General features: G+C 66.7%; 17 protein-coding genes. 7 read left to right on the forward strand and 10 right to left on the reverse strand.

Annotation, left to right across the window (positions count from 1 at the left end; translation table 11 throughout):
- Window positions 1-62: 62 nt before the first annotated feature.
- Window positions 63-1,004 carry a glycine betaine ABC transporter substrate-binding protein gene (locus EV641_RS09460; protein WP_241996992.1) on the forward strand — a complete coding sequence of 314 codons (942 nt, stop codon included), beginning with the start codon at window positions 63-65 and terminating at the stop codon, window positions 1,002-1,004.
- A 13-nt stretch (window positions 1,005-1,017) separates the two neighbouring features.
- Here the strand turns inward: EV641_RS09460 and EV641_RS09465 are convergent, their stop codons facing one another.
- From EV641_RS09465 to EV641_RS09475, 3 genes are read right to left on the reverse strand one after another with little or no spacing between them, the layout of a single operon-like run.
- On the reverse strand, window positions 1,018-1,923 hold the full coding sequence (locus EV641_RS09465; protein WP_132471597.1) for an alpha/beta hydrolase: 906 nt from the start codon (window positions 1,921-1,923) through the stop codon (window positions 1,018-1,020).
- Window positions 1,924-1,931: 8 nt separating this feature from the next.
- Complete coding sequence (locus EV641_RS09470; protein WP_132471598.1) at window positions 1,932-2,759, reverse strand: SDR family NAD(P)-dependent oxidoreductase; 828 nt, start codon at window positions 2,757-2,759, stop codon at window positions 1,932-1,934.
- A complete protein-coding gene (locus tag EV641_RS09475) occupies window positions 2,756-4,324 on the reverse strand; it encodes an NAD(P)/FAD-dependent oxidoreductase (RefSeq protein WP_132471599.1) in 1,569 nt (522 codons plus the stop codon). Before EV641_RS09475 ends, EV641_RS09470 begins: the two co-directional genes overlap by 4 nt.
- A 79-nt stretch (window positions 4,325-4,403) precedes the next feature.
- Here EV641_RS09475 and EV641_RS09480 point away from each other — a divergent pair, with 79 nt between their 5' ends.
- Complete coding sequence (locus EV641_RS09480) at window positions 4,404-5,060, forward strand: TetR/AcrR family transcriptional regulator (RefSeq protein ID WP_241996994.1); 657 nt, start codon at window positions 4,404-4,406, stop codon at window positions 5,058-5,060.
- Window positions 5,061-5,142: 82 nt separating this feature from the next.
- Here EV641_RS09480 and EV641_RS09485 read toward each other — a convergent pair whose 3' ends face one another.
- From EV641_RS09485 to EV641_RS09505, 5 genes are all read right to left on the reverse strand, one after another.
- Entirely contained in the window at window positions 5,143-8,877 is a 3,735-nt protein-coding gene (locus EV641_RS09485) for a multifunctional oxoglutarate decarboxylase/oxoglutarate dehydrogenase thiamine pyrophosphate-binding subunit/dihydrolipoyllysine-residue succinyltransferase subunit (protein WP_132471600.1), read from the reverse strand.
- Window positions 8,878-9,081: 204 nt separating this feature from the next.
- Window positions 9,082-12,954, reverse strand: coding sequence for an ABC transporter ATP-binding protein (locus EV641_RS09490; protein WP_132471601.1), 3,873 nt, complete (start codon window positions 12,952-12,954; stop codon window positions 9,082-9,084).
- 37 nt (window positions 12,955-12,991) lie between these two features.
- The gene (locus EV641_RS09495; protein ID WP_132471602.1) at window positions 12,992-13,771 is read right to left on the reverse strand and encodes an ABC transporter permease; all 780 of its coding nucleotides are present in this window, start codon (window positions 13,769-13,771) and stop codon (window positions 12,992-12,994) included.
- Window positions 13,768-14,769, reverse strand: a complete 1,002-nt coding sequence (locus EV641_RS09500; RefSeq protein ID WP_199233200.1) for an ATP-binding cassette domain-containing protein — start codon at window positions 14,767-14,769, stop codon at window positions 13,768-13,770. The genes EV641_RS09495 and EV641_RS09500 overlap by 4 nt, the downstream gene beginning before the upstream one ends.
- 150 nt (window positions 14,770-14,919) lie before the next feature.
- Window positions 14,920-15,612 carry a hypothetical protein gene (locus EV641_RS09505; RefSeq protein ID WP_132471663.1) on the reverse strand — a complete coding sequence of 231 codons (693 nt, stop codon included), beginning with the start codon at window positions 15,610-15,612 and terminating at the stop codon, window positions 14,920-14,922.
- Between the two features lie 94 nt (window positions 15,613-15,706).
- Between EV641_RS09505 and EV641_RS09510 the strand changes: the two genes are divergently transcribed.
- Both EV641_RS09510 and EV641_RS09515 read left to right on the forward strand, forming a co-directional pair.
- Window positions 15,707-16,561, forward strand: coding sequence for an AraC family transcriptional regulator (locus tag EV641_RS09510; RefSeq protein WP_241997013.1), 855 nt, complete (start codon window positions 15,707-15,709; stop codon window positions 16,559-16,561).
- 18 nt (window positions 16,562-16,579) lie between these two features.
- Complete coding sequence (locus EV641_RS09515) at window positions 16,580-17,023, forward strand: VOC family protein (RefSeq protein ID WP_132471605.1); 444 nt, start codon at window positions 16,580-16,582, stop codon at window positions 17,021-17,023.
- A gap of 20 nt (window positions 17,024-17,043) precedes the next feature.
- Here EV641_RS09515 and EV641_RS09520 read toward each other — a convergent pair whose 3' ends face one another.
- Window positions 17,044-18,090, reverse strand: a complete 1,047-nt coding sequence (locus tag EV641_RS09520) for a glutathione S-transferase C-terminal domain-containing protein (RefSeq protein WP_132471606.1) — start codon at window positions 18,088-18,090, stop codon at window positions 17,044-17,046.
- Between the two features lie 40 nt (window positions 18,091-18,130).
- Window positions 18,131-18,811: a GNAT family N-acetyltransferase gene (locus tag EV641_RS09525; RefSeq protein WP_132471607.1), complete on the reverse strand. Its 681-nt coding sequence runs from the start codon at window positions 18,809-18,811 to the stop codon at window positions 18,131-18,133.
- Between the two features lie 115 nt (window positions 18,812-18,926).
- On the opposite strand from EV641_RS09525, the gene EV641_RS09530 reads away from it, so the two are divergent.
- From EV641_RS09530 to EV641_RS09540, 3 genes are all read left to right on the forward strand, one after another.
- Window positions 18,927-20,348, forward strand: a complete 1,422-nt coding sequence (locus EV641_RS09530) for an MFS transporter (RefSeq protein WP_241997014.1) — start codon at window positions 18,927-18,929, stop codon at window positions 20,346-20,348.
- Window positions 20,349-20,378: 30 nt separating this feature from the next.
- Window positions 20,379-21,434, forward strand: coding sequence for an AMP-binding protein (locus EV641_RS09535; RefSeq protein WP_132471609.1), 1,056 nt, complete (start codon window positions 20,379-20,381; stop codon window positions 21,432-21,434).
- Window positions 21,435-21,565: 131 nt separating this feature from the next.
- Window positions 21,566-22,522 (forward strand): adenosine deaminase, encoded by a 957-nt coding sequence (locus EV641_RS09540; RefSeq protein ID WP_132471610.1) that lies wholly within the window; start codon window positions 21,566-21,568, stop codon window positions 22,520-22,522.
- Window position 22,523: the final 1 nt, after the last annotated feature.

Genomic DNA, 22,523 nt, shown 5'->3' on the forward strand with positions numbered 1-22,523 from the left:
GGCGTTCGGCGTCCGTACACCGGGCGCCCGGCCCGTGCCGGCGATGCGCGACAATGACCGCCGTGGGAATCCAGTGGATGCGAAACCGGTTGTCGATCGTGGCGGTCGCGGCCGTGTTGCCGCTCTCGGCCGGATGCGCATCGTCGGTACTCGACCCGGCGGAAGTGTCCGGTCCCGTCGTCGTCGGGGCACGGGACGGCGCCGACGGGGCGCTCCTTGCGCACCTCTACGCCGGGGTGCTGCGCACAACCGGTATCGACGTACAGGTGCGTGACGGTCTCGGCAGCCGCGCCGCCGCCCTCGCTTCGCTCGATACCGCAGACGTGACGGTGGTCCCCGACTACACCGGTCTGCTGCTGCAGCACTACGACCCCGGAGTCACCTTCGGTGATGTCACTTCGGGGGATACCGAGGACGTCTTCGAGGCGCTGGCTCGTGCGCTCCCCGACGAACTGACGATCGCGGACTATGCGTCCGCACAGAATCGCGCTGTGCTGGCCGCAGGCACCGAACTCGCCTCACAGCAGGACGTTGCCGGCCTCGCCGGCCGCTGCACCGGCCTGACGTTCATCGTGACCCCGGAGTTCGAGGCCGTGGGTGGGCTCGAGGCGCTCATCGAAAGCGGGTGCGAGCCGCTGTCGGTGGAACGCGCAGACCCCACCGAGGCCTTCGCCGCTGCATCCGGCGAGACCGTCGCGGGACTGACCACCCTCGCGCCGGTGTTCGCGGAGGAGGGCGGCGGAAGCGATGTGATCACCGTGCCCGACGTCCCGGATCGCGCTCCTATGGAGGAGGCCTCCGCCGATGCGGAGACACCGGTGTTCGTCGCGCAGAACGTCGTCCCGGTCTTCCGTAAGGACGTATTCGGTGAGGCCCAACTCGATGCGTTGCGCACTGTTGCCGGCGACCTCACCACCGCGGATCTGGCCGAGATGCTCGCCCGCGTCGACGACGGCGACGACATCACCGCAGTCGCCGACACCTGGCTCGCCGAGCACGCCTGACCGCGCCGGCCGATCAGGGCAGTGACGGCGCTGCCATGTGCGAACGCAGGAATTCTCCGAACTCGACCACGGCATCCGCAGCCTCCTTCACGAGAGACGCCTGCAGGCCCGCGACGTGCCACAGCTCCGGTTGCTCCACCAATGTCAGATCCACACCGGCTGCGCGCAGCTTGCCCGAGAACTCGATGATCTGCGGATGGAGCACCTCGGTGGTGCCGACCTGGATCAGCGTCGGCGGGAGGCCCGTCGGGTCCGCGCGGATTGGTGCGTAACCCGGGTCGCTGGGGTTTCCGTCGCCGAGATACGCCTCGGCAGAGGTGTACGCCCATCGGGTGTTGACGACGACATCCCGGTCGATGGTTGCCGAGCGTGAACCCGGATCCACCCACGGCGAGAACAGACCCAGAGCCGCCGGGGTGACGCCGTGATCGCTGATGAGCCTGTTCGCGGTGGCAACGGTGAGCCCGCCCCCTGCGGAATCTCCGGCGATGGACAGGGATCCGGGAGTGAATCCCCGCCGGTCGAGGAGTTCGAGGTAGGCGCCGACAGCGTCGTCCAGCGCGGCCGGGTACGGATGCTCCGGCGCGAGACGGTAGTCCACCGCATAGACCACGGCACCGCTGGCGGCGGCGAGGTGGGCCACGAGCGACCGGTGTGTGGCCGGCGACGCGCAGGTGTAGGCACCGCCGTGCAGGTACAGCACCGCGGTGGGTCGTTCGGTGGCGCCCACCGTCACCCGTTCGGCCGGCCGGCCCGCCAGGGTGGTCGGTCGGACCACAGTGCCGGCGGGCAGGGTCTGGATCGGCGCGGCGGCCTCGAGCAGGCGTCGTTGCACGGGATAGGGGAGTCGCGCGTTGAGCGTGAGCGCGTACAGGGGCCGGAGTGCGGCGCGGACGAGCGGCAGCGGCAGGTGGGGCATGGCGAACGCTAACCCTTCGGCAGGACGCGCGCCGTCACGAACGCGACGACACGCTGATACGCCGGACCGACGAGACGCACCCATCCGTCGAGCAGTTTCGCGTCGGCGCCGATCAGCACGCGGCCCTTGTTCTTCCGGACGCCATTGACGATCGTCGCCGCCGCATCCTCGGGGGTCGTGCGGGCCAGCTTACTGTCGAAGAACTGCGCGAAGCTCACCTGATCGTCGCCGTCGGGCACGGCTGCGTTGCGCGCGATCGCCGTCTTGATTCCGCCGGGATGCACGCACGTGACCTGGACGGGATACTTCGCGACGAGCATCTCCTGCCGCAACGATTCGGTGAACCCGCGTACCGCGAACTTGGCTGCGTTGTACGCGCTTTGGCCGGGAATGGACAGTAGCCCGAACAAGGACGACACATTGATCAGGTGCCCGTCGCCCGAGTCGATGAGGTGGGGAAGAAAAGCCTTGGTGCCGTTGACGACCCCCCAGAAGTCGACATCCACGACGCGCTCGAAGTCCTTGAACTCCGTGCGCTCGAACTCCCCGTGGTAGGCGACACCCGCGTTGTTGTAGACCTGGTTGACCACGCCGAAGTGCTCGGCGATCTTGTCTGCGTAGTCCATGACCTTCTCGCGCTGCGTGACGTCGAGCGGGTCTGCCTGAACCTCGGCACCGAGATCGCGTGCGCGACGAGCGGTTTCCTCGAGCCCGACGGTGTCGACATCGGACAGTGCCAGCCGGGCGCCCTTCGCTGCAAGATTGAGCGCGAGGGCACGCCCGATGCCCGAGCCGGCGCCGGTGATGACGACGACCCTGCCGGTGAATTCACTCATTGTGCTGCAACCTCTCGGGTGGTGTCGGCTTCCGCTGCTCGAGCGGGAACAGGTGAGGGAAGATCGGTGGCGGCGACGCTACGGTACGCCTCGAGATCGAATTGCTTCGTGATGTTGCGGAATTCGAAGGTGAATCCGGGCCATACCGTGGTGTTGTTGCCGTGCTTGTCGAGGTACCAGCTCGCGCAGCCACCGGTGTTCCACACGCTCGATTCGAGGGCATGCTGGAGGGTGCGGTTGTAGTCGTCCTGGACGTCCTCGCGTACCTCGATGGTGCCGATGCGGTGCTGGTCGATGGTGCGGATCGCGTCGACGAGGTAGTTGAGCTGCGATTCGATCATGTAGACCATCGAGGTATGGCCGAGCCCGGTGTTGGGCCCGACGAGGAAGAACATGTTCGGGAACCCGGCGACGGTGGTGCCCTTGTATCCCTGCATGCCGGTGTCGTCGAAGACTTCGGCGAGGGAGCGCCCGTCCTTGCCGAAGATGCCGGCGAACGTGGGGGAGTCGGTGACGTGGAAGCCGGTGGCGACGACGATCGCGTCCACCTTGCGGGCGGTGCCGTCCGTCGTGACGATGCCGTCGGCTGTCACCTCGCTGATGCCGGCGGTGACAAGGTCGACGTTCGGCCGCGTTAGTGTGGGGTAGTAGGCGTTGGAGATGAGCATGCGCTTGCAGCCGATCTTGAAGGTCGGGGTGACCTTGCGTCGTAGCACCGGGTCGGAGATCTGACGACGGATCTGGGCGCGGGCCGCAATCTCGAGGGGTTTCATGAAGATCGGGGCTTTGGCGAGACCGACGACCTGCGTCTCGCGCGTCAGGTACTGCATGGTGCGCGAGAGACGCTGGAAGCCCGGTACGTAGCGGAACGCGAATCGCTCGGCCTTGGTGTATTCGCGGTCGGCGCGGGGGAGGATCCACGGTGCGGTGCGCTGGTAGACGTCGAGATGCGAGACCTTGCCGGCGATCGCGGGGACGATCTGAATGGCGGACGCGCCGGTGCCGATCACGGCGACGCGCTTGCCGGAGAGATCGGCATCGTGGTTCCAGCGCGCCGAATGGAAGATCTCGCCTTCGAAGCTGTTGATTCCCTTGATTTCGGGCAGTGACGGCTCGCACAGTGCGCCGACCGCGGAGACGAGGATCTTCGCACTGAACGCGCCCTTGGTGGTCTCGACGTCCCACCGGAAGGTCGTCGTGTTCCAGTTTGCGGAGTGCACGTCGCAGCCGAAGACCGTGCGGCGGCGGACATCGTACTTGTCGGCGACGGAGGAGATGTATGCCTGGATCTCGGGTTGGGGGGAGAACGAGCGGGTCCAGCCGGGGTTGAGGGCGAAGGAGTACGAGTACAGGTTCGACGGCACGTCGCACGCGGCGCCGGGGTAGGTGTTGTCGCGCCAGGTGCCGCCCACCTCGTTGCCGCGTTCGAGTACGAGGAAGTTCTTACCCGCACGCGTGAGTTCGATAGCGGCGCCGAGTCCGGCGAATCCGCTGCCGATGATCAGCGTGTCGACCAGGCGGGGGCTCGTGTCGGCCGCGGCATTGTCTGTAACCGTGAGACTCATGTAACTCAGCGTAGGCACTTGTTGAGCGGCGGTCAATAGTCTTGTTGACTCTAATTCAGTAAGGCGGTTGCATGGAAGCGTGAAAGGCACCGACACCAAACGAAAAAGGCTCGGACCGGCAGAACGTCGTGCCCAGTTGATCGACCTCGGAATGCGGATGCTCGCCGAACGTCCGCTGGATCAGATCTCCGTCGAAGACATCGCAGACGAAGCGGGAGTGTCGCGCGGACTGCTCTTCCACTACTTCTCGTCCAAGCACGAGTTCCACGTCGAACTCGTCCGGCATATCAGCCGCGACATGCTCGAATGCACCGCACCGGACGAGACTCTCGACCCCTTCGACATGCTGCGCGGCACCATCGTCGCCTATGCCGACTACGTGACCGAGCGCCGCGACACCTACGTGTCGATGCTGCGCGGAACCGCGAGCGGAGACCCGGACATGCGCGAGGTCTTCGAACAGACGCGCACCGCGATGGTCGAGCGAACACTTCGATACCTGCCGGACATCGGGATCGACGCCGGTCCCGCGGTCCGCCTCGCCGTACGTGGCTGGGTGGCCTTCGTCGAAGACATCACCATCGCGTGGCTCCGGGAACCGGCCATCGACCGCGACGAGTTCATCGCACTCGCGGTCGGTGCACTCCCCGCCGTCACCTACGCAGCCGTCGCACTCGGTGAAACGGCGCGAGCCGGGTCGGTCGTCCCGAAGGACGAACCGACCCGGCTCGCATGAGAACCGTCATGCCCTGATCGAGCACGAACGGGGCTTGCGTGGCACTCGAGCGACTATCTTCCCGTCGCTTCGCTCGCTCTTGTCAGTGCTCGAACGCCTTGTCGAGGATCTCCTGCTGCTCGACCGCGTGCACCTTGCTCGAGCCCGACGACGGAGCCGACATCGCGCGACGCGACACCCGCTTCACACCGGAGAGGTGATCGGGAAGGAGCTCCGGCAGAGCCAGGCCGAGGAACGGCCAGGCACCCTGGTTGGCCGGCTCCTCCTGCACCCAGAAGAACTCGGACGCATTCGGGTACTTGTCGAGGGTCTCGGCGATCCGGCGACGCGGTACCGGGTACAGCTGCTCGACACGGACGATCGCGATGTCGTCGCGGCCTTCCTTCTGCTTCTTCGCGAGCAGCTCCCAGTAGATCTTGCCCGAGGTCAGCAGCACACGCGTCACCTTGGACCGATCCGCTGTCTCGTTCTCGTACGGGACCTCTTCGAGGATCGAGCGGAACTTGCCCTGCGTGAAGTCCTCGACGTTGCTGACCGCAGCCTTGTTGCGCAGCATCGACTTCGGTGTGAAGACCACCAGCGGGCGGCGGATGCCGTCGAGGTGGTGGCGACGCAGCAGGTGGAAGTAGCTCGCCGGGGTGGACGGCACGGCCACCGTCATCGAGCCCTCGGCGCACAGCTGCAGCCAGCGCTCGATACGACCGGAGGTGTGGTCGGGGCCCTGACCCTCGTGGCCGTGCGGCAGGAGCATCACGACGTCGGAGAGCTGACCCCACTTGGCCTCACCGGACGAGATGAACTCGTCGATGATCGACTGCGCGCCGTTGACGAAGTCGCCGAACTGCGCCTCCCACAGCACCAGCGCCTCGGGGTTGCCCACCGAGTAGCCGTACTCGAAGCCCACGCCCGCGAACTCGGTCAGCGCCGAGTCGTACACCATGAAGCGGCCACCGTTACCGGAGTTCGCAGCGAGCTCCGCGAGCGGGTTGTACTCCTCGCCGGTCTTGCGGTCGATGAGGACCGAGTGGCGCTGCGTGAACGTGCCGCGCCGCGAGTCCTGTCCGGCCAGGCGCACGAGTGCACCCTGCTCGGCGAGCGACCCGAATGCGAGCAGCTCCGCGTAGGCCCAGTCGATGTGGCCCTCGCGGGACATCTCGCGACGCTTCTCGATCACCGGCTTGACACGCGGGTGCACGCTGAAGCCCTCGGGAACGTTGACGAACGCATCGCCGATGCGGTCGAGGACACTCTGGTCGACGGCCGTGGTCAGGCGCGGTGCGGGCGTCTGGTCGAGCTCGACGGACTCGGACGGTTCCGGCTGGAACTTCTCGAGCTCGCGAACCTCGTTGAACACACGCTCCAACTGACCCTGGTAGTCGCGCAGTGCGTCTTCGGCTTCCTTGAGCGAGATGTCGCCGCGGCCGATGAGGGCCTCGGTGTAGCTCTTACGGACGCTGCGCTTGGTGTCGATCACGTCGTACATGGCCGGCTGCGTCATCGACGGATCGTCGCCCTCGTTGTGGCCGCGACGGCGGTAGCAGATCATGTCGATCACGACGTCCTTGTGGAACGTCTCGCGGAAGTCCACGGCGAGCTGCGCAACCCACACACAGGCCTCGGGATCGTCACCGTTGACGTGGAAGATCGGTGCGCCGATCATCTTGGCGACGTCGGTGCAGTACTCGGACGAACGCGAGTGCTCCGGCGCGGTGGTGAAGCCGACCTGGTTGTTGACCACGATGTGCACGGTGCCGCCGGTACGGTACCCGCGCAGCAGCGCGAGGTTCAGCGTCTCGGCGACCACGCCCTGGCCTGCGAACGCGGCGTCGCCGTGCAGGAGCAGCGGCAGGACCGTGAAGCCGCTCTCACCCTTGTCGAGAATGTCCTGCTTGGCGCGGACGAGGCCCTCGAGAACCGGGTTGACCGCTTCGAGGTGTGACGGGTTCGCGGTCAGCGAGACCTTGATGTCGTTCTCGCCGAACATCTGGATGTAGGTGCCCTCGGCGCCCAGGTGGTACTTCACGTCACCGGAGCCGTGTGCGGCCGACGGGTTCAGGTTGCCCTCGAACTCCGTGAAGATCTTCGAGTACGGCTTGCCGACGATATTGGCGAGCACGTTCAGGCGACCACGGTGCGGCATGGCGATCGCGACCTCGTCGAGCTGATGCTCCGCGGCCTGATCGATGATGCTGTCCATCATCGGAATGACGGACTCGGCGCCCTCGAGCGAGAACCGCTTCTGGCCGACGTACTTGGTCTGCAGGAACGTCTCGAAGGCCTCGGCGGCGTTGAGGCGGCTCAGGATGTACTTCTGCTGCGCGACCGTCGGCTTGACGTGGTGCGCCTCGACCCGCTCTTGCAGCCACTGCTGCTGTTCGGGTTCGAGGATGTGCGTGTACTCGATGCCGACGTGGCGGCAGTACGCGTCGCGCAGCACCGACAGCACGTCCCGCAGCTTCATGCGCTGCTGGCCGTGGAAACCGCCGACGTTGAACTCGCGGTCGAGATCCCACAGGGTCAGGTCGTGGGTCGTGACGTCGAGGTCGGGGTGCGAACGGAACTTGTCGCGAACGAACTGCAACGGATCGGTGTCGGCCATCAGATGGCCGCGGTTGCGATACGCCGCGATCAGCTCGAGCACTCGGGTGTGCTTGTCGACGAGGCCTTCCGGCACGTCCTTGCGCCAGCGAACCGGCTCGTAAGGAATATGCAGCGTGTGGAAGATCTCGTCGTAGAACTCGTCGGAGATCAGCAGCTGATGGATCTGACGGAGGAACTCGCCCGATTCGGCGCCCTGAATGACGCGGTGATCGTACGTCGAGGTCAGGGTCAGCAGCTTGCCGATACCCATATCGGCGATGCGCTCGTCGGAGGCCCCCTGGAACTCCGCGGGGTACTCCATCGCACCTGCACCGATGATCGCGCCCTGGCCGTTCATCAGACGCGGGACCGAATGCACGGTACCGATGCCGCCCGGGTTGGTCAGCGAGATCGTGACACCGGAGAAGTCCTCACCGGTGAGCTTGCCGTCGCGGGCACGACGGACGATGTCCTCGTACGCCGAGTAGAACTGCGCGAAGTTCATCGTCTCGCAGTTGCGGATAGCAGCGACGACGAGGGAACGCTGCCCGTTCTTGCCGGGCAGGTCGATGGCGAGACCGAGGTTGGTGTGGGCCGGGGTGACGAGGTTCGGCTTGCCGTCGATCTCGGCGTAGTGGTTGTTCATGTTCGGGTACGCCTGGATCGCCTGGACGATCGCGTAACCGAGCAAGTGAGTGAACGACACCTTGCCGCCGCGCGTGCGCGCGAGGTGATTGTTGATGACGATCCGGTTGTCGAACATCAGCTTTGCAGGGACCGCGCGGACGCTCGTGGCAGTGGGGATCGACAGCGAGGCGTTCATGTTCTTCGCGACCGCGCCGGCAGCACCGCGGAGAACCTTCTTCTCCTCGGTTGCGGGTGTGGCGGAAGGCGCGGCAGCAGCCTTGGGTGCGGGCTTCGTCGCGGCGGGCTTTGCTGCGGCAGGCTTCGCAGCCGGCGCCGCCTGGGATGCAGGCGCAGCCTTCGGTGCTGCAGCCTTAGGAGCAGGGGTGGCCGAAGCAGTCGTGGCGGGTGCGGACTTCGCCGGTGCGGGCTTCTCGGGTGCCGTGGTGTCGGATCCGTTCACACCTCCCGCAACCGCTGCTTCCGGCGAGTAGTCGGTCAGAAACTCGTGCCAGCTCGCATCCACGGACGACGGGTCGTCCTGGAAACGCTGGTACATTTCGTCAACCAACCACTGGTTCTGTCCGAACTGTGATGTAGAGCTGCTGCTCACGGCAGTTGTTCGCCTCGTTTCTTTCTTCGGTACCCGATCGGAGCGCCTGTGGTTATGAGGCTAGCCCTCGGCATGTGACGATTCGAACCGATCTTGCATGCCGGAGAGCCACCTCACAATCTCGAGTCGACGGGGTCTCCATCGATGACGGTTCTCGACCGCAGATTATTCCCTGTTACGTGCATCGCCGCAGCACGGACCCCGTTACAAAGTCGAGCTGCGCGGGGTCGCAACCGGTTCGGGGTCCCGCTTCGGCGTGTCGTCCTCGACGTCCGGTACCAGCCCCGCGGTCGCGAGTTGCCACAAAGTGGTGTACAGGCCACCCGCGCGACGCAACGTCTCGTGCGGTCCACGCTCGACCACCCGGCCTCCCTCGATCACGACGACCAGGTCGGCCCGAGCTGCGGTGGCCAGCCGGTGCGCGACGATCACCGCCGTCCGCGACCGCGAGACCGACGCGCCGGCCTCGAGCACCGCCTGCTCGGTGGCCGGATCGAGGGTGGCCGTCGCTTCGTCGAGCAACAGCAGGTCAGGATCGACGAGTTCGGCCCGGGCCAACGCGATCAACTGACGCTGACCGGCCGACAGACCCTGACCACGCTCGCCGACGGGATGAAGCATCCCTCCGCCGAGGCCGGCGATCATGCCGAGTGCTCCCACCGTGCGAGCCGCGGATTCGATGTCGGACCGGCTCGCGTCGGGTCGGCCGTACGCGATGTTGCTCGCCACAGTTCCGGTGAACAGGTGCGCCTCCTGCGGCACCACACCGAGCCTGCCGCGGTACTCGGGTAGCCGATACTCGCGCAGATCCGTCCCGTCGACGCGCACCGAACCGGACGTCGGGTCGTAGAAGCGGGCGAGCAATTTGACGATCGTCGACTTCCCGGCCCCCGTGCGACCCACCAACGCGACCGTCGATCCCGGAGGGAAGCTCAGGTCGACGTCGGCGAGCGCATCGGTGTCGGCGCCGCTGTACCGGAACCCGACATCCTCGAGACGAACGTCGCCGCGAAGGTGCCCGGACACATCGACGGTGCCCGCCGGTCCGGACTCGAGCGAACTCTCGGTGCGCAGGAGGTCGCCGATTCGGCGCAATCCGACACGTGCCTGCTGATAGCCGTCGAACACCTGTGACAACTGCTGGATGGGACCGAACAACAGATTCAGGTACAGGACGAACGCGATCAGGACACCGGCAGTGGTGGCGCCGGACGAGACCTCGCGGGCACCCACGAACACGACAGCAGCCAATGCCAGATCCGACAGGAACGTGATGAACGGGAAGAACAGGGAGATCGCCCGCTGCGACCGCATGCGGCTGCGGCGGTACGCATCGGCACGTTCGGCAAACCGGCGCGCGGAGGTCTCCTCGCGGCGGTACGCCTGAGCTGCGCGCAATCCGGTGATGTTCTCCTGGAAATCGGCGTTGACCAGGGAGATCCGTTCCCGCGAGACCGCATAGGCCACGCCCGAGACCTTCCGGAACCACAGCGTGGCCGCCACCAACACCGGGATGACACCGAGGACCACCACCGCGAGCGAGGCGTCGGTGGCCAGCAGCGCCACGGAGATACCCAGCAGAGTCAGTACGCTGACCACCGCGGTCGACAACCCCGTCTGGATGAACTGCGACAGTGCGTCGACGTCGGTCGTCATCCGCGTCATGATCCGGCCCGACAGTTCGCGCTCGTAATAGTCGAGGCCCAGTCGCTGCAGGTGTGCGTAGCTACGCACCCGCAATCCGAGCAGCACTCGTTCCCCGGCCCGGGCGGTGAGCACCGTCAGGACGGCCACCGCGGCCCACCCGAGCAGCGCGAGTCCCACGCCCATCGCCGCAGCGAACCACAGCATGTCGGGGTCGCCGGGGGTCACACCCCGGTCTACGGCGAACCGCACGATCGACGGAAACGCGATGTTGATCGCGGACTCGACCGCGAGACACACCATCACTGCGGCGAGCAGCCGGCGCACCGGACGCAGCGTTCTCAGGAGCCGGAACTGCGGGTCGGGTCGGCGCAACGCACGCGACTGCAGGTCGGGGTCGGCGCCGGGTTGCTCCGTGGCAGGTGGCAACGCGGCGACCGCTGCGCGCAGTTCGGGGGTGGGCGCCACCGCGCCGAGCGCGCCGCTCATGGGCCCGGCCCCTCCACGGCCACCACCGGGACCGCGGTTCACGGGAGCGAGAGCCGCCGGCCTGCTCGGGGAATGGTCGTCGGATGGGGTCTCGGTCTCGGGCCACAGTGCGTGCGGGCCGTTCGAAGCGCCCTCCCGGGGCGATATGGAGTGTTCTGAGGGGGCTGGTCGCTCGGAATGGGAATCGGGTGATGCGCCCGTCAACAAGCGGCGGAACACAGGACTGCGCCGATCGAGTTCGTCGACGGTCCCGATGTCGACGATCGTGCCGCCGTCGAGTACCGCGACACGGTCGGCGAGCGTCAGTGTCGACCGGCGGTGTGCGAGCACCAGGGTGGTGCGGTCGGGCTGCGCGCGGAGCGCGGCGTAGATCGCGGCCTCCGTCTCGGCATCCACCGCGGATGTCGCATCGTCGAGGAGCAGCACTCTGGGACTGAGCAGCAGCGCGCGGGCCAGCGCGACTCGTTGCCGTTGCCCACCCGAGAGTGTGAGGCCGCGTTCGCCGACGACGGTGTCGTACCCGTCGGGCAAGGACTCGATGAACTCGTCGGCACGTGCTGCGACGGCGGCGGCGCGGATCTCCTCATCGGTGGCGTCGTGCCGGCCCAGCGCGATATTCGACGCGATGGTGTCGGAGAACAGGAACGGCTCGTCGAACACGAGGCTCACCGCTTCGCGCAGCCGGTCGGCGCGCAGCGAGGTCACATCGATGTCGCGGCCGTCGGATGTCAGGCACACCGCGCCCGCCGACGGGGTGTAGAAGCGCGGTGCGAGCAGCGACAGGGCGGTCTTGCCCGAGCCTGCAGGACCGACGATCGCGACGGTCTCACCGGGCAGCACCTCGAGGTCCATCCCGTCGATCACATCGCGGCCTTCGTCGAAACCGAAGGTCACATTGCGGAACGCGAGTCCGAGCGGTCCGTCGGGAAGCGGTACGGGATGCGCAGGATCAGCGACGTCGGGCTCGGTGTCGATCACCTCGTACACCCGCTCGACCGCGGCGCGTGACAGCTGCGCCATGATCACGACCTGAGCCAGCGTGCGGGTCGTTGCGCTCATCGTCGCGACGTACGCGGTGAACGCGACGAAGGTGCCGACGGTGATCGTGCCGTTCAAGGTGAGCCAGCCGCCGAGCGCGATCGTCGCGACCAGACCGAGCTGCGGGATCGCACCCATCGGCGCGGCGAACCGTGCGTTGATCCGGGCCGCCCGCATGCGCTCGGAGTACAGGATCCGGCCGTGGTCCTCGAGCTGGTCGACGGCGCGGTCCTCCTGGCCGAAGCCCTTGACCACCCGGACACCGGTGACGGTTTCCTCGACGTGCTGCGCGAGGTCGGCGGCCCGCTGCTGCGCCGACCACGTCGCGGCGAAGACCTTGGGGCGGACCACCCGGACGATGGTCACGATGACGGGCACGGTGGCGACGGCGATCAGCGTCAGCAGCGGCGAGAGGGACGTCATGATCACCAGAGCCAGCGCGAGCTGCAGCAATGCGCCCGCCGACATAGGGACCATCGCGAGCAGACCTTGGATGAGCTGTAGATCCGTGATCGAGCGCGACACCACCTGTCCGGTGCGGATTCGATCCTGACCGTGGCCGTCGAGGCGTTGCAGCGATCCGAGCAGGCGTAATCGAAGGTCGTGCTGGACGTCCAGCGAGAGCCTGCCCGCCAGCATCCGACGACCGTACTGGCATCCGAACCGGACGGCCGCGCCCACCGCTATTGCCGCGGCCGCGAGCCCGATCACGTTCGGGACAGAGGTGAATTCGGTGGCCTCACCTGTAGCGCTGTCGAGTGCGATCTTGGTGAGCAGCGGGAATGCGATATCTATCAGGGCGGCGATCGCCGTGAGTGCGAGTGCGCCGATCGCCGTTCTGCGGTGGCGCATGCATTCCGCGCCGAGGCGACGGACCCAACCTTGATCGTGTGTGTCGTGTGGCATTTCCTCCGACAGTAGCGCCGGGCTACGACAGCAGCGCTCAGGTGAGATCGCGACTGCGGGTCCGCCACCATCCGAGCCCGCAGACCAACGCGGTCCAGAAGATCAGGACGAGCGGGGCAAGCGGCCACGACACCGGCATCTCGGCCTCGCCGGACAGGTCCACGACACCGAACAGCGTGTACCAGGTGATCTGGGCAGGCAGGAACTGCGCGACGCCACCGAGACCCATGCCGTGGAGCACGAGGGAGACGGTCAGCTCCCCGAACGGAACCCACGCGCAGATCGCGAGAACGCTGCCCACCATCGAGCCGGTGAACAGTGCCAGACCGGAACCGATGAGCGCCCACAGCACCGCGCAGAGCAGACCGGCGCCGAGGACGCCCGCGATACTGCCGAGGTCGGCGCCCGAGAATCCACCACCGAACATGAGGATTGTCAGAGCCGACACGACCTCGGCGATCACGCAGTACAGCAGTCCGAACAACGCCGCGGTCGTGTACTTGGAGGCGATCACCAGATCGCGTCCGCGGGTGGTGAGGAAAGTGGTGATGATGGTGCGGTGCTGGTATTCACCACCGGAATTGACGACCCCGAACAGCCCGGCGAACAGGAACACCAGGGCAAGCGTGAACGAGATGCCCACCGCTGCGGCCGCAGCCTCGGCGAAGCCGGGCCCGAGGACGTCCTCGACCTGACGCATCACCGGGAGCGTCAGTGCCCCGCAGAACAACCCCACCACCAGCGGTGCGATACCCAGGATCCACCAGAATCGCAGACCGAGCACCTTGCGGAACTCAGCTGTCAGGAGTGCGGTCACGAGTGTCCCCCGGATCCGGTCGGCGGTTGCTGGAAGTTCGGTTGGCCAGGGTAGTTTGGTTGGCCCGGAAAGCTCGGGGTGTTCTGGGGCGCGCCGAAGCTCTGCGGTGCCGCCGTGTACTGGCCGGCCGTCATAGCGAGGAAGACCTGTTCGAGGTCGACATGCTCGATGCTCGTGCCGAACAGCGTGATGCCGTGTTCACCCGCCAGTGCGGCAATTCGATCGGGTTCGACGCCCACGACGGCCAGCCGGCCGTCGGGCTGGATCTGCGCATCGGTGAAACCGCTCGCCGCAAGTGCCGTCGCCAGCTTTACGGGATCGGATACCGCGACGAGCACGCGCGAACGGTAGGCGTTGCGCAGATCCGCCATGCTGGTCTGCATCACGAGCGCTCCGCGGCTGATGATCACGAGGTGGTCGGCCATCTGCTCGACCTCCCGGAGGATGTGACTCGAGATCAGGACGGTGCCGCCGTTTCTCGCGAACGTCACGAGGAAGTCGCGAAGCCACGCCATTCCCTCGGGATCGAGACCGTTGGCAGGTTCGTCGAGGACGAGGTAGCGCGGTTGGCCGAGCAGCGCGGTCGCCAACGCGAGTCGCTGACGCATACCGAGCGAGAACTCGCCGACCCGTCGACGCGCCACGGAGGTCAGTCCCACGAGGTCGAGCATCCGGGTGGCCCGATCGTCCGGCACACCCATCGCCGCGCAGTATGCCTTCAGATGTGTGGCTGCGGTGTGCTTCGGATGTGCGCTGTGTGCGTCGAGCACCGCACCCACGACCTGAGCGGGCTGTTCGAGCCGGGTGAACGGCACACCGTCGATATAGGCCGCGCCGGCTGTGGGTCGTACCAGCCCCGTCAACATGCTCAGCGTCGTCGTCTTGCCCGACCCGTTCGGGCCGAGAAACCCGGTGATCGAACCCCGAGGCACGGTGAAGCTCAGGTTCGACACCGCGGTGACATTGCGGAACGTCTTGGTCAGGCCGTCCACTGCAATCCCGGGAGGGGGGCCACTTGCCGGTGCCGTGAAATGCGGCTGCCCGTGCGGAGTGTTCGCTGACGGTGCTGTCACAGAAATGTTCCCCCGGTTGCCTCTCGCTGTTGTGTCGCCGCGAGCATACGTGCAGGCAGGGTCGCGGCCCGTACCTCAGGCTTCCGAAGCCGACGTGGGGCGGGACGGCAGCAGCGCGCTCTGCTCGGCAGGCCACGTCGTGGGAGGCGCTCCGAATGCCTCGCGCGCGTTGATGATCGTGCGCTTGCCGATCGTCCGGTTGCCGGCACCACCGATCGCAGCCCCGATACCTGCAGGTACGAGCTTGCCGAGCAGAAGTGCCCCCCGCCTGGCCGCGTACTTCCGGACGAACTTCTTCACGAGTGTGTTGTTCATCAGCTTGAGCTGCTTTGTACCGACCTGGCCCGTCAGGGCCTTCGGCCAGTTCTTCAGTGACGTTCCGGTGGCGGCCGCGACGATCTCCTTGCCGGAATCCCCGAGCGCGATCGCGAGCACGAGCGCGCGCCGCTGGTTGTGGTCGTGGGGTTCGATTCCGTACACTGACGCGACAGCGAGCGTGAGCAGCGCCGATGCTTCGAGGAAGAACACCGACTCGGCGCCGATCGCACCGATGGCAGCGATGGTGCCGACGCCGGGGAAGGCCGCGGTGGCGCCTGCTGCGGCACCACTTCCCGTGATGGTGGTGAGGAACTGCTTCTCGAGCCGCGTGATGATCTGCGCGGGCGACTCGTCGGGATGCGCGCGACGCAGCCTCTCGACGTACTTCGCGACCGCGGGGCCCTGCAGCCGGCTGCCGTTGTCGAGCAGCGTGATGAGTGCGCGTTCGATCGCGCCACCCTTGATGGGCTCACCGTTCTTGTCGACGGCGCGGGACTTTTCGCTCATTTCGATCCTTGTCGTGTGTCCGCCGGTGGTTACGCTGGTGATTGTGGCCCGGTCGTCAACTGTTGTCGGCATTTCCGACGGCGCCCGGCAGCGGCCCGCGCCGTTGCTGCAACCTTACGTGCGTTGGTACGAAGGATATCGGCTGACGGGTTTCCCACCGGGGCAGCATCTGGGCTTGTCGTCGCCGGATCTCACCGTCGTCCTCAGCCTCGACCGACCCGTCGACATCACCAGGGCGGCCGCGCCCGGCCAGCAACCGGGTCGGTTCACCGCATTGGCGAGTGGACTGACGACGTCGGCGGTGACGATCGCGCACGACGGCAACCAGCACGGTATCCAGCTCGCGCTGACGCCGGCGGGAGCCCGTGCCCTCCTCGGGGTTCCGACATCCGCGCTCGGTGCGTGGGTGGTCGAACTCGACGACCTGCTGGGTCCCGACGCGCAGGAACTGCTCGAGCGGATCGCCGCGACACCCGGGTGGCAGGAACGGTTCGCGGTCCTCGATGGCGTCCTCACCCGGCGACTGCTCGAGGCCCGCGATACCGCGCAGATGGATGCGCGTGTGGCGCACGCATGGCAGCAGCTCGTCGCCCGACCCGGCACCGCAGTGCGCGACGTGGCCGACGACCTCGGGTGGAGTCGCCGCTACCTGACCGCCCGCTTCACCGCGGAACTCGGGATCACACCCAAGGAATCCGCGCGCATCGCCAGATTCGACCGGTCGAAGGCGATGTTGCGCAGGCCCGCAGCGCGGCTGTCGGAGGTGGCAGTGCAATGCGGGTTCTACGACCAGTCCCACCTCGCCCGCGAGTGGCGTGAGTTCGCGGGCGTGCCGCCGTCGCGCTGGAGACAGGACGAGGTGTTCCCATTCGTCCAAGACTCCGACGCCTGATCCGAGGACGCTTGTCCCATGTCCAGCACAGCAGCAAATCCGGAACGCATCAGCACCGACAACCACGCCCCGAACGTATGGCCGTGCCTGGCATATACCGACGCCCGGGGCGCCATCCGCTTTCTCGTCGAGACTCTCGGATTCACAGAATCCGCCTGTTACGGGGACGGCGACACCGTGGACCACGCAGAACTGACGTGGCCGTACGGCGGTGGAGTCATGCTCGGCTCCGCCGGACGCGACACCCCACTCGATCAGCACGCCGACTCGGGATCGGTGTACCTCGTCGTTCCCGACAACACACTCGCCGATGCCCTCTACGAAAGGGTCCGCGCCTCCGCCGCGACCATCACCGTGGAACTCCGCGACGAGGACTACGGCTCACACGGTTTCTCGTGTCGTGACCCGCAGGGGGTGTACTGGAGCATCGGTACCTATGCAGGGCACGGATTCGGTGAGTGAGATTCACCGGTGAGTGAGATTCACAGCGGAGTGTGATCGGACGGCACCGTCTCCTCCGCGCGCGGCGGGGGCGGAGGGGTGCCGTCGCCGAACGGCCGGCCACCGAGTTCTTCCCGGCCGTGCGGCGTCACCCAGCCCGACAGGTCAGGGCCCTTCGGCACGATCTGCGTGGGATTCACGTCGGTGTGCACGATGTAGTAGTGCTGTTTGATCTGCACGAAATCGGTCGTATCGCCGAATCCGGGTGTCTGGAACAGGTCGCGCGCGTAGCCCCACAGCGCCGGGAACGCGGTGAGCGGATTCCGGTTGCATTTGAAATGGCCGTGATAGACAGGATCGAATCGCGCGAGGGTTGTGAACAACCGGACGTCGGCCTCGGTGATCGTGTCGCCCACCAGATAGCGCTGCTGGGTGAGCCGGTCCTCGAGCCAATCGAGCCGAGCGAACAACCGGTCGAATGCGACGTCGTACTTGTCCTGTGAACCGGCGAATCCGCACCGGTAGACGCCGTTGTTGACATCGCGATACACAAGATCAGCGACCTCGTCGATCTCGCTCCGCAGCGACTCCGGATACAGGTCCGGTGCACCGTCGCGGTGGAACGCGGTCCATTCGGTCGAGAAGTCCAGCGTGATCTGCGCGTAGTCGTTGGTCACGACCTTCCCCGTCGGCACGTCGACGATGGCCGGCACCGTGATGCCCCGGGGATATTCGGGCTGCCGCGCGAAGTACGCGTCCTGGAGGCGTTCGATGCCCAGCACCGGGTCGACGCCACCGGGGTCGAGGTCGAAGGTCCAGCTGCGCTGGTCGTGCGTCGGACCGCACAGCCCCAGCGACAGTGCGTCCTCGAGACCGAGCAGCCGTCGCACGATCAACGTGCGGTTTGCCCACGGGCAGGCACGTGCTGCGACGAGACGGTAGCGCCCCGCTTCGACCGGGTATCCGTCGCGGCCGTCGGAGGTGATCCGCGTCGAGATGTAGTTCGTGTCGCGGGTGAATTCGGCACCCGGCTCGACGTAGCTCGCCTGGTCTGCCGTGCCTGTCGTGTCTGTGGCTTTGCTGCTCATGAGGCTCCCTCGAATCGAATTGGTCACCGGCCCGAGTCGGCTACCCGGCCGACGTACGCACTGTGATGAGAGTTCCCCACTCGACGTACCCACACACCGCGGCCAGCCCCCGCGCCGAGAGATTGTCGCGGCGGGCCCGCCACTGGGGGATCAGCCCGGCGTCGAGCGCGTCGTGCGTGCACAGCGTCGCGACGGTGGCGCCCAGCCCGAGGCGCCGATTCTCCGGTGTCGTCAGCACCCGCACGTCCGCGAGAAGCGACTGGAGTTCGCGGTAGCCCGCAACGGCAAGCGGCTGGTGGTCGTCGTCGAGCAGGACGAATGCCCGATCGGGCACATCCGCGCCCACCTCGCTGCTGTCGTCGGGTGGGCAGCGTCGTACCAGTTCGGCCAGGTCTGCGGTGTCGTGCGAGATCAACGGATCCTTCAGCCGTACCGCATCCGTCCACTCCGGGCACAGGCAGAGCACCTCGGTGCGAGCGGCGAAGCCGCCGGCCGCAGCGCGTACCGCGCCTTCGTCCGAACGCGTCGACAGTGCTGCTACGGCAGAGACGGCGGGGGCAGGGCCCACCACCGCGACGGTATCGCCGACGTCGAGCACTCGGACCGTGCTGAGCGTGTCGGCCACCTTCGTCACGAGTCCGCCGGAGGAGAGTGCGTCGTCGGCGAGGCCGAGTTCGCGACACCACGCGAGGGCCGCGATGCTCGAGAGATGGGGGTCCACGCGGATACCGTATCCCGCAGACCGCGGAGGGGGACGTGCAGTGGGATCAGGAGCAGAGCCGCCCGCACCTGATTCTCATTGGGCCGTGCTCGGTGCGTTGTGCTTGGGCTTCTTCATGATTCTGGTCGACAGCACGATCGTGTCGGTGGCGAACCCGGCGATCATGCGTGCCCTGGACGCCGATATCGAGAGCGTCGTGTGGGTCACCAGCGCCTATCTGCTTGCGTACGCGGTGCCGTTGCTGATCACCGGTCGCCTCGGCGACAGATTCGGTCAGCGCCGGCTCTACCTGTCGGGCCTGGTGGTGTTCACCGTCGCGTCGTTGTGGTGCGGAATGTCATCGACGATCGAGGCGCTCATAGCGGCGCGTGTGCTGCAAGGGCTCGGGGCTGCACTGATGTCTCCGCAGACCATGGCGGTGATCACCCGCGTGTTTCCGCCCGACCGGCGCGGCCGGGCGATGGGGCTCTGGGGCGCGGTCGGAGGGGTCGCAACTCTCGTCGGGCCACTCGCGGGTGGGGTGCTCGTCGACAGGCTCGGCTGGGAATGGATTTTCTTCGTCAACGTTCCGATCGGACTGGCCGGTGTCGTGCTGGCCTTGCGATTCGTGCCCGTCCTCCCGACGCAGGCCCACCGATTCGATGTCCCGGGGGTGGTCCTCAGCGGCGTGGGTATGTTCTTTCTGGTGTTCGGGCTGCAGGGGGCCGACGAGTACCCGTGGTCGTCCGACGTGTGGGCGAGCATCGTCATCGGCGTCGTGTTCCTTGTGATCTTCGTGTGGTGCCAGGCGCGGGGGCGGGGTGAACGGCTGGTGCCGCCGACACTGTTCCGCGACCGGAACTTCGCGCTCGCCAACATCGGGATCGCGTCGATCGGCTTCGCGATCACCGCTTTCATGCTTCCGCTGATGTTCTACGCGCAGGATGTCCGCGGGCTCGGTCCCACCGAGTCGGCGCTCCTCATGGTCCCGATGGCGGTGTTGAGCGGTGGGCTCGCGCCGTTCGTCGGCAGCCTCGTCGATCGGGTGCATCCGCGATATGTCGCGGGCCCCGGTTTCGCGCTCCTGGCCGTCGCGTTCGTGTGGCTCTCACTGGCGATGACGCCGGACGCGAGCATATGGCAGTTGCTGTTGCCGATCGGATTGACCGGATTCGCGTCGGCGGGCATCTGGTCGACGCTGTCGACGACTGCCACTCGCAACCTCGATCTCCGGCTGGCGGGTGCCGGTTCGGGTGTCTACAACGCCACCCGGCAGCTGGGCGCGGTCCTCGGCAGCGCGGCGATCGCGGCCGTGATGGCAGCGTCGCTGTCGGGACGCGGACTCGGAAACGGTGTGTCGCAGAACCCTGTCGGTGAACTGCCCGGACCGATACGCGAGGCATATGCGGCGGCGATGGCGCACTCGATGTGGCTGCCGGCGGCAGCATTGACAGTGGGGTTCGTCGCGTCGGTGTGCTTCGCGCGCCCCCCAGCAGCCGGAAAACCGGCGCACCTCGGAACGCAGTTCTCCGGCCAGAATGTGACCCACACCATATAGTGCAAGCACGGACGGCGTTGGGAGGTGGCGATGTCGCTGGCGGTCGTCGGAGTTTCCGTGGGAGCGGGTTGGCTGCAGGGTGAGCGCGTCATGCATCGCTGCGGCGGGATTCTGCACTACGACGATCTCGAACCGTGCCTGGCGGAACTGCTCGATCGCAGTGCATTGCGGTACTCGAACCGTGTCGCTGCGGTCGACGGGGGCGGTCGCGCGGTCACCTATCGTGACCTGTGGACCGAAGCGGCGAAAGTTGCGGGAGGGCTCCTCGACCAGGGCGTCGGCCCGGCCGACCGCGTCCTGGTGCATCACCGGAACGGCTTCGAATGGCTGCATGCGTTCCTCGGGGTCGTACTCGCCGGAGGCGTGCCGGTTCTGCCTGATCCCACCTGCAGCGACACCGAAATCGACTGGATGGCCTTCGACAGTGGTGCCGTGCTCATTCTCGACGGTCCCCTCCCCGAAGGAGTTCCGTTCCTCGATGGCGGTGCCTCACCCGACGAATTGGCGCTGCTCTACTACGTCCGAGGCTATGGCGGTGACCTGCGCGGCGTGGAACTGACCAACACGAACGTCCTGTCGACGATCGAGGCCGTCGGGCACGCCATGGATCTGGTGAACGAACCCGGCCGCACCGTGATCACCGCACCGCTGTGCACGGCGGTGGGTTGCAGCGTGCAGCTGCTCCCGACCCTCGCGTTCGGAGGAACCGTCGTCGCGGCGGGCGCACGAGGGACACGAGTGCCGTGGCGGCACCTTCGAGCGTCGTTTCCCGCCTCGCGTTGCATCCGAGGTTGGGGTGTGGCCGAGACCGGAGGGATCGGTCTTCTGCTTCCGTCCGAGCATCGCCGCAGACATCCGCGCAGTGTCGGCGTGCCTTTCGGTGGGATCGAGGTCGCCTTGCTCGGCCCGGAGGCCGAGGAAGGGCGGGGCGAACTGCTGTGCCGCGGGCCGAGCGTCGCCCGCGGCTATTGGAACAATCCGGCGGCGACTGCAGAGATGTTCGACGACGGCTGGTTTCGTACCGGCGACCAGGTATCCATCGACGCCGCCGGCTTCGTCAATCCTGTCGCAGTGCGGGTGTCGTGACGTACGACTGCTTTCCGCGGTGTTTTGTGACCCAGTGCGCTTTCGCAGGTCAGGTATTCTTTTCCGGAGCCGCGTGAGGGTGCACTGGCATTCGCGGAGAGGCACACACCCGTCCGGAAGGCGATGGATCAATGGTCGAGGAAGGCGCGGTGCTGCACGAGCACGGCTTGGCGGAACTGCATGTGCACATCGAAGGAACCTTCGAACCCGAGCTGATCTTCGCCCTCGCGGAACGCAATCGCATCGAGCTTCCATACCGGGACCTCGATGATCTGCGTGGCCGATACGAGTTCGGTGACCTCGCGTCGTTCCTCGACCTCTACTACGCCAACATGGAAGTCCTGCGCACGGCAGAGGATTTCGCCGACCTCGCCCGCGCGTACTTCGCGAGGGCGGCGCAGGCCGGAATCACGCGGGCCGAATTCTTCTTCGATCCGCAGGCCCACACGGCTCGCGGAGTGGAGTTGCGTGAGGTCGTCGACGGTCTCGCGGATGCCGCCGCCGGTGCGCGCAGCGAGTACGGCATCGACGCCGCGATGATCGCGTCGATCGTGCGTGATCGTCCCGTGGCCGAAGCGAACGACACCTTCACCGGTCTGATGAAGATGCAGGCCCCGATCATCGCCCTCGGACTCGACTCGGCGGAGGTCGGATACCCGCCGTCGCTGTTCGAGGATGTGTTCGCCCGTGCCCGCGCAGAGGGTTTGCACATCACGGCGCACGCGGGGGAGGAGGGACCTCCGGAGTATGTCCGGCAGGCACTGGATCTACTCGGCGCCGAGCGCATCGACCACGGCATCCGGTCCCTCGAAGATCCGGAACTCGTCGCACGGCTGGTGGACGAACAGATTCCGTTGACGGCGTGCCCGTTGTCGAATGTCCGGTTGCGAGTGGTCGATACGCTTGCAGATCATCCGTTGCGCCGCATGCTCGCGGCCGGGTTGTCGGTGAGCGTGAACTCCGACGACCCCGCGTACTTCGGCGGCTATGTGGACGATACGTTCTCCGCGCTGCGCGAACAGCTGGGATTGACCGATGAGGAAAGACAGGTCCTGGCCCACAATTCGATGCGCGCTGCCTTCCTCTGAA

This window comes from Rhodococcus sp. SMB37 (assembly GCF_004345605.1).
GTDB lineage: Bacteria > Actinomycetota > Actinomycetes > Mycobacteriales > Mycobacteriaceae > Rhodococcus.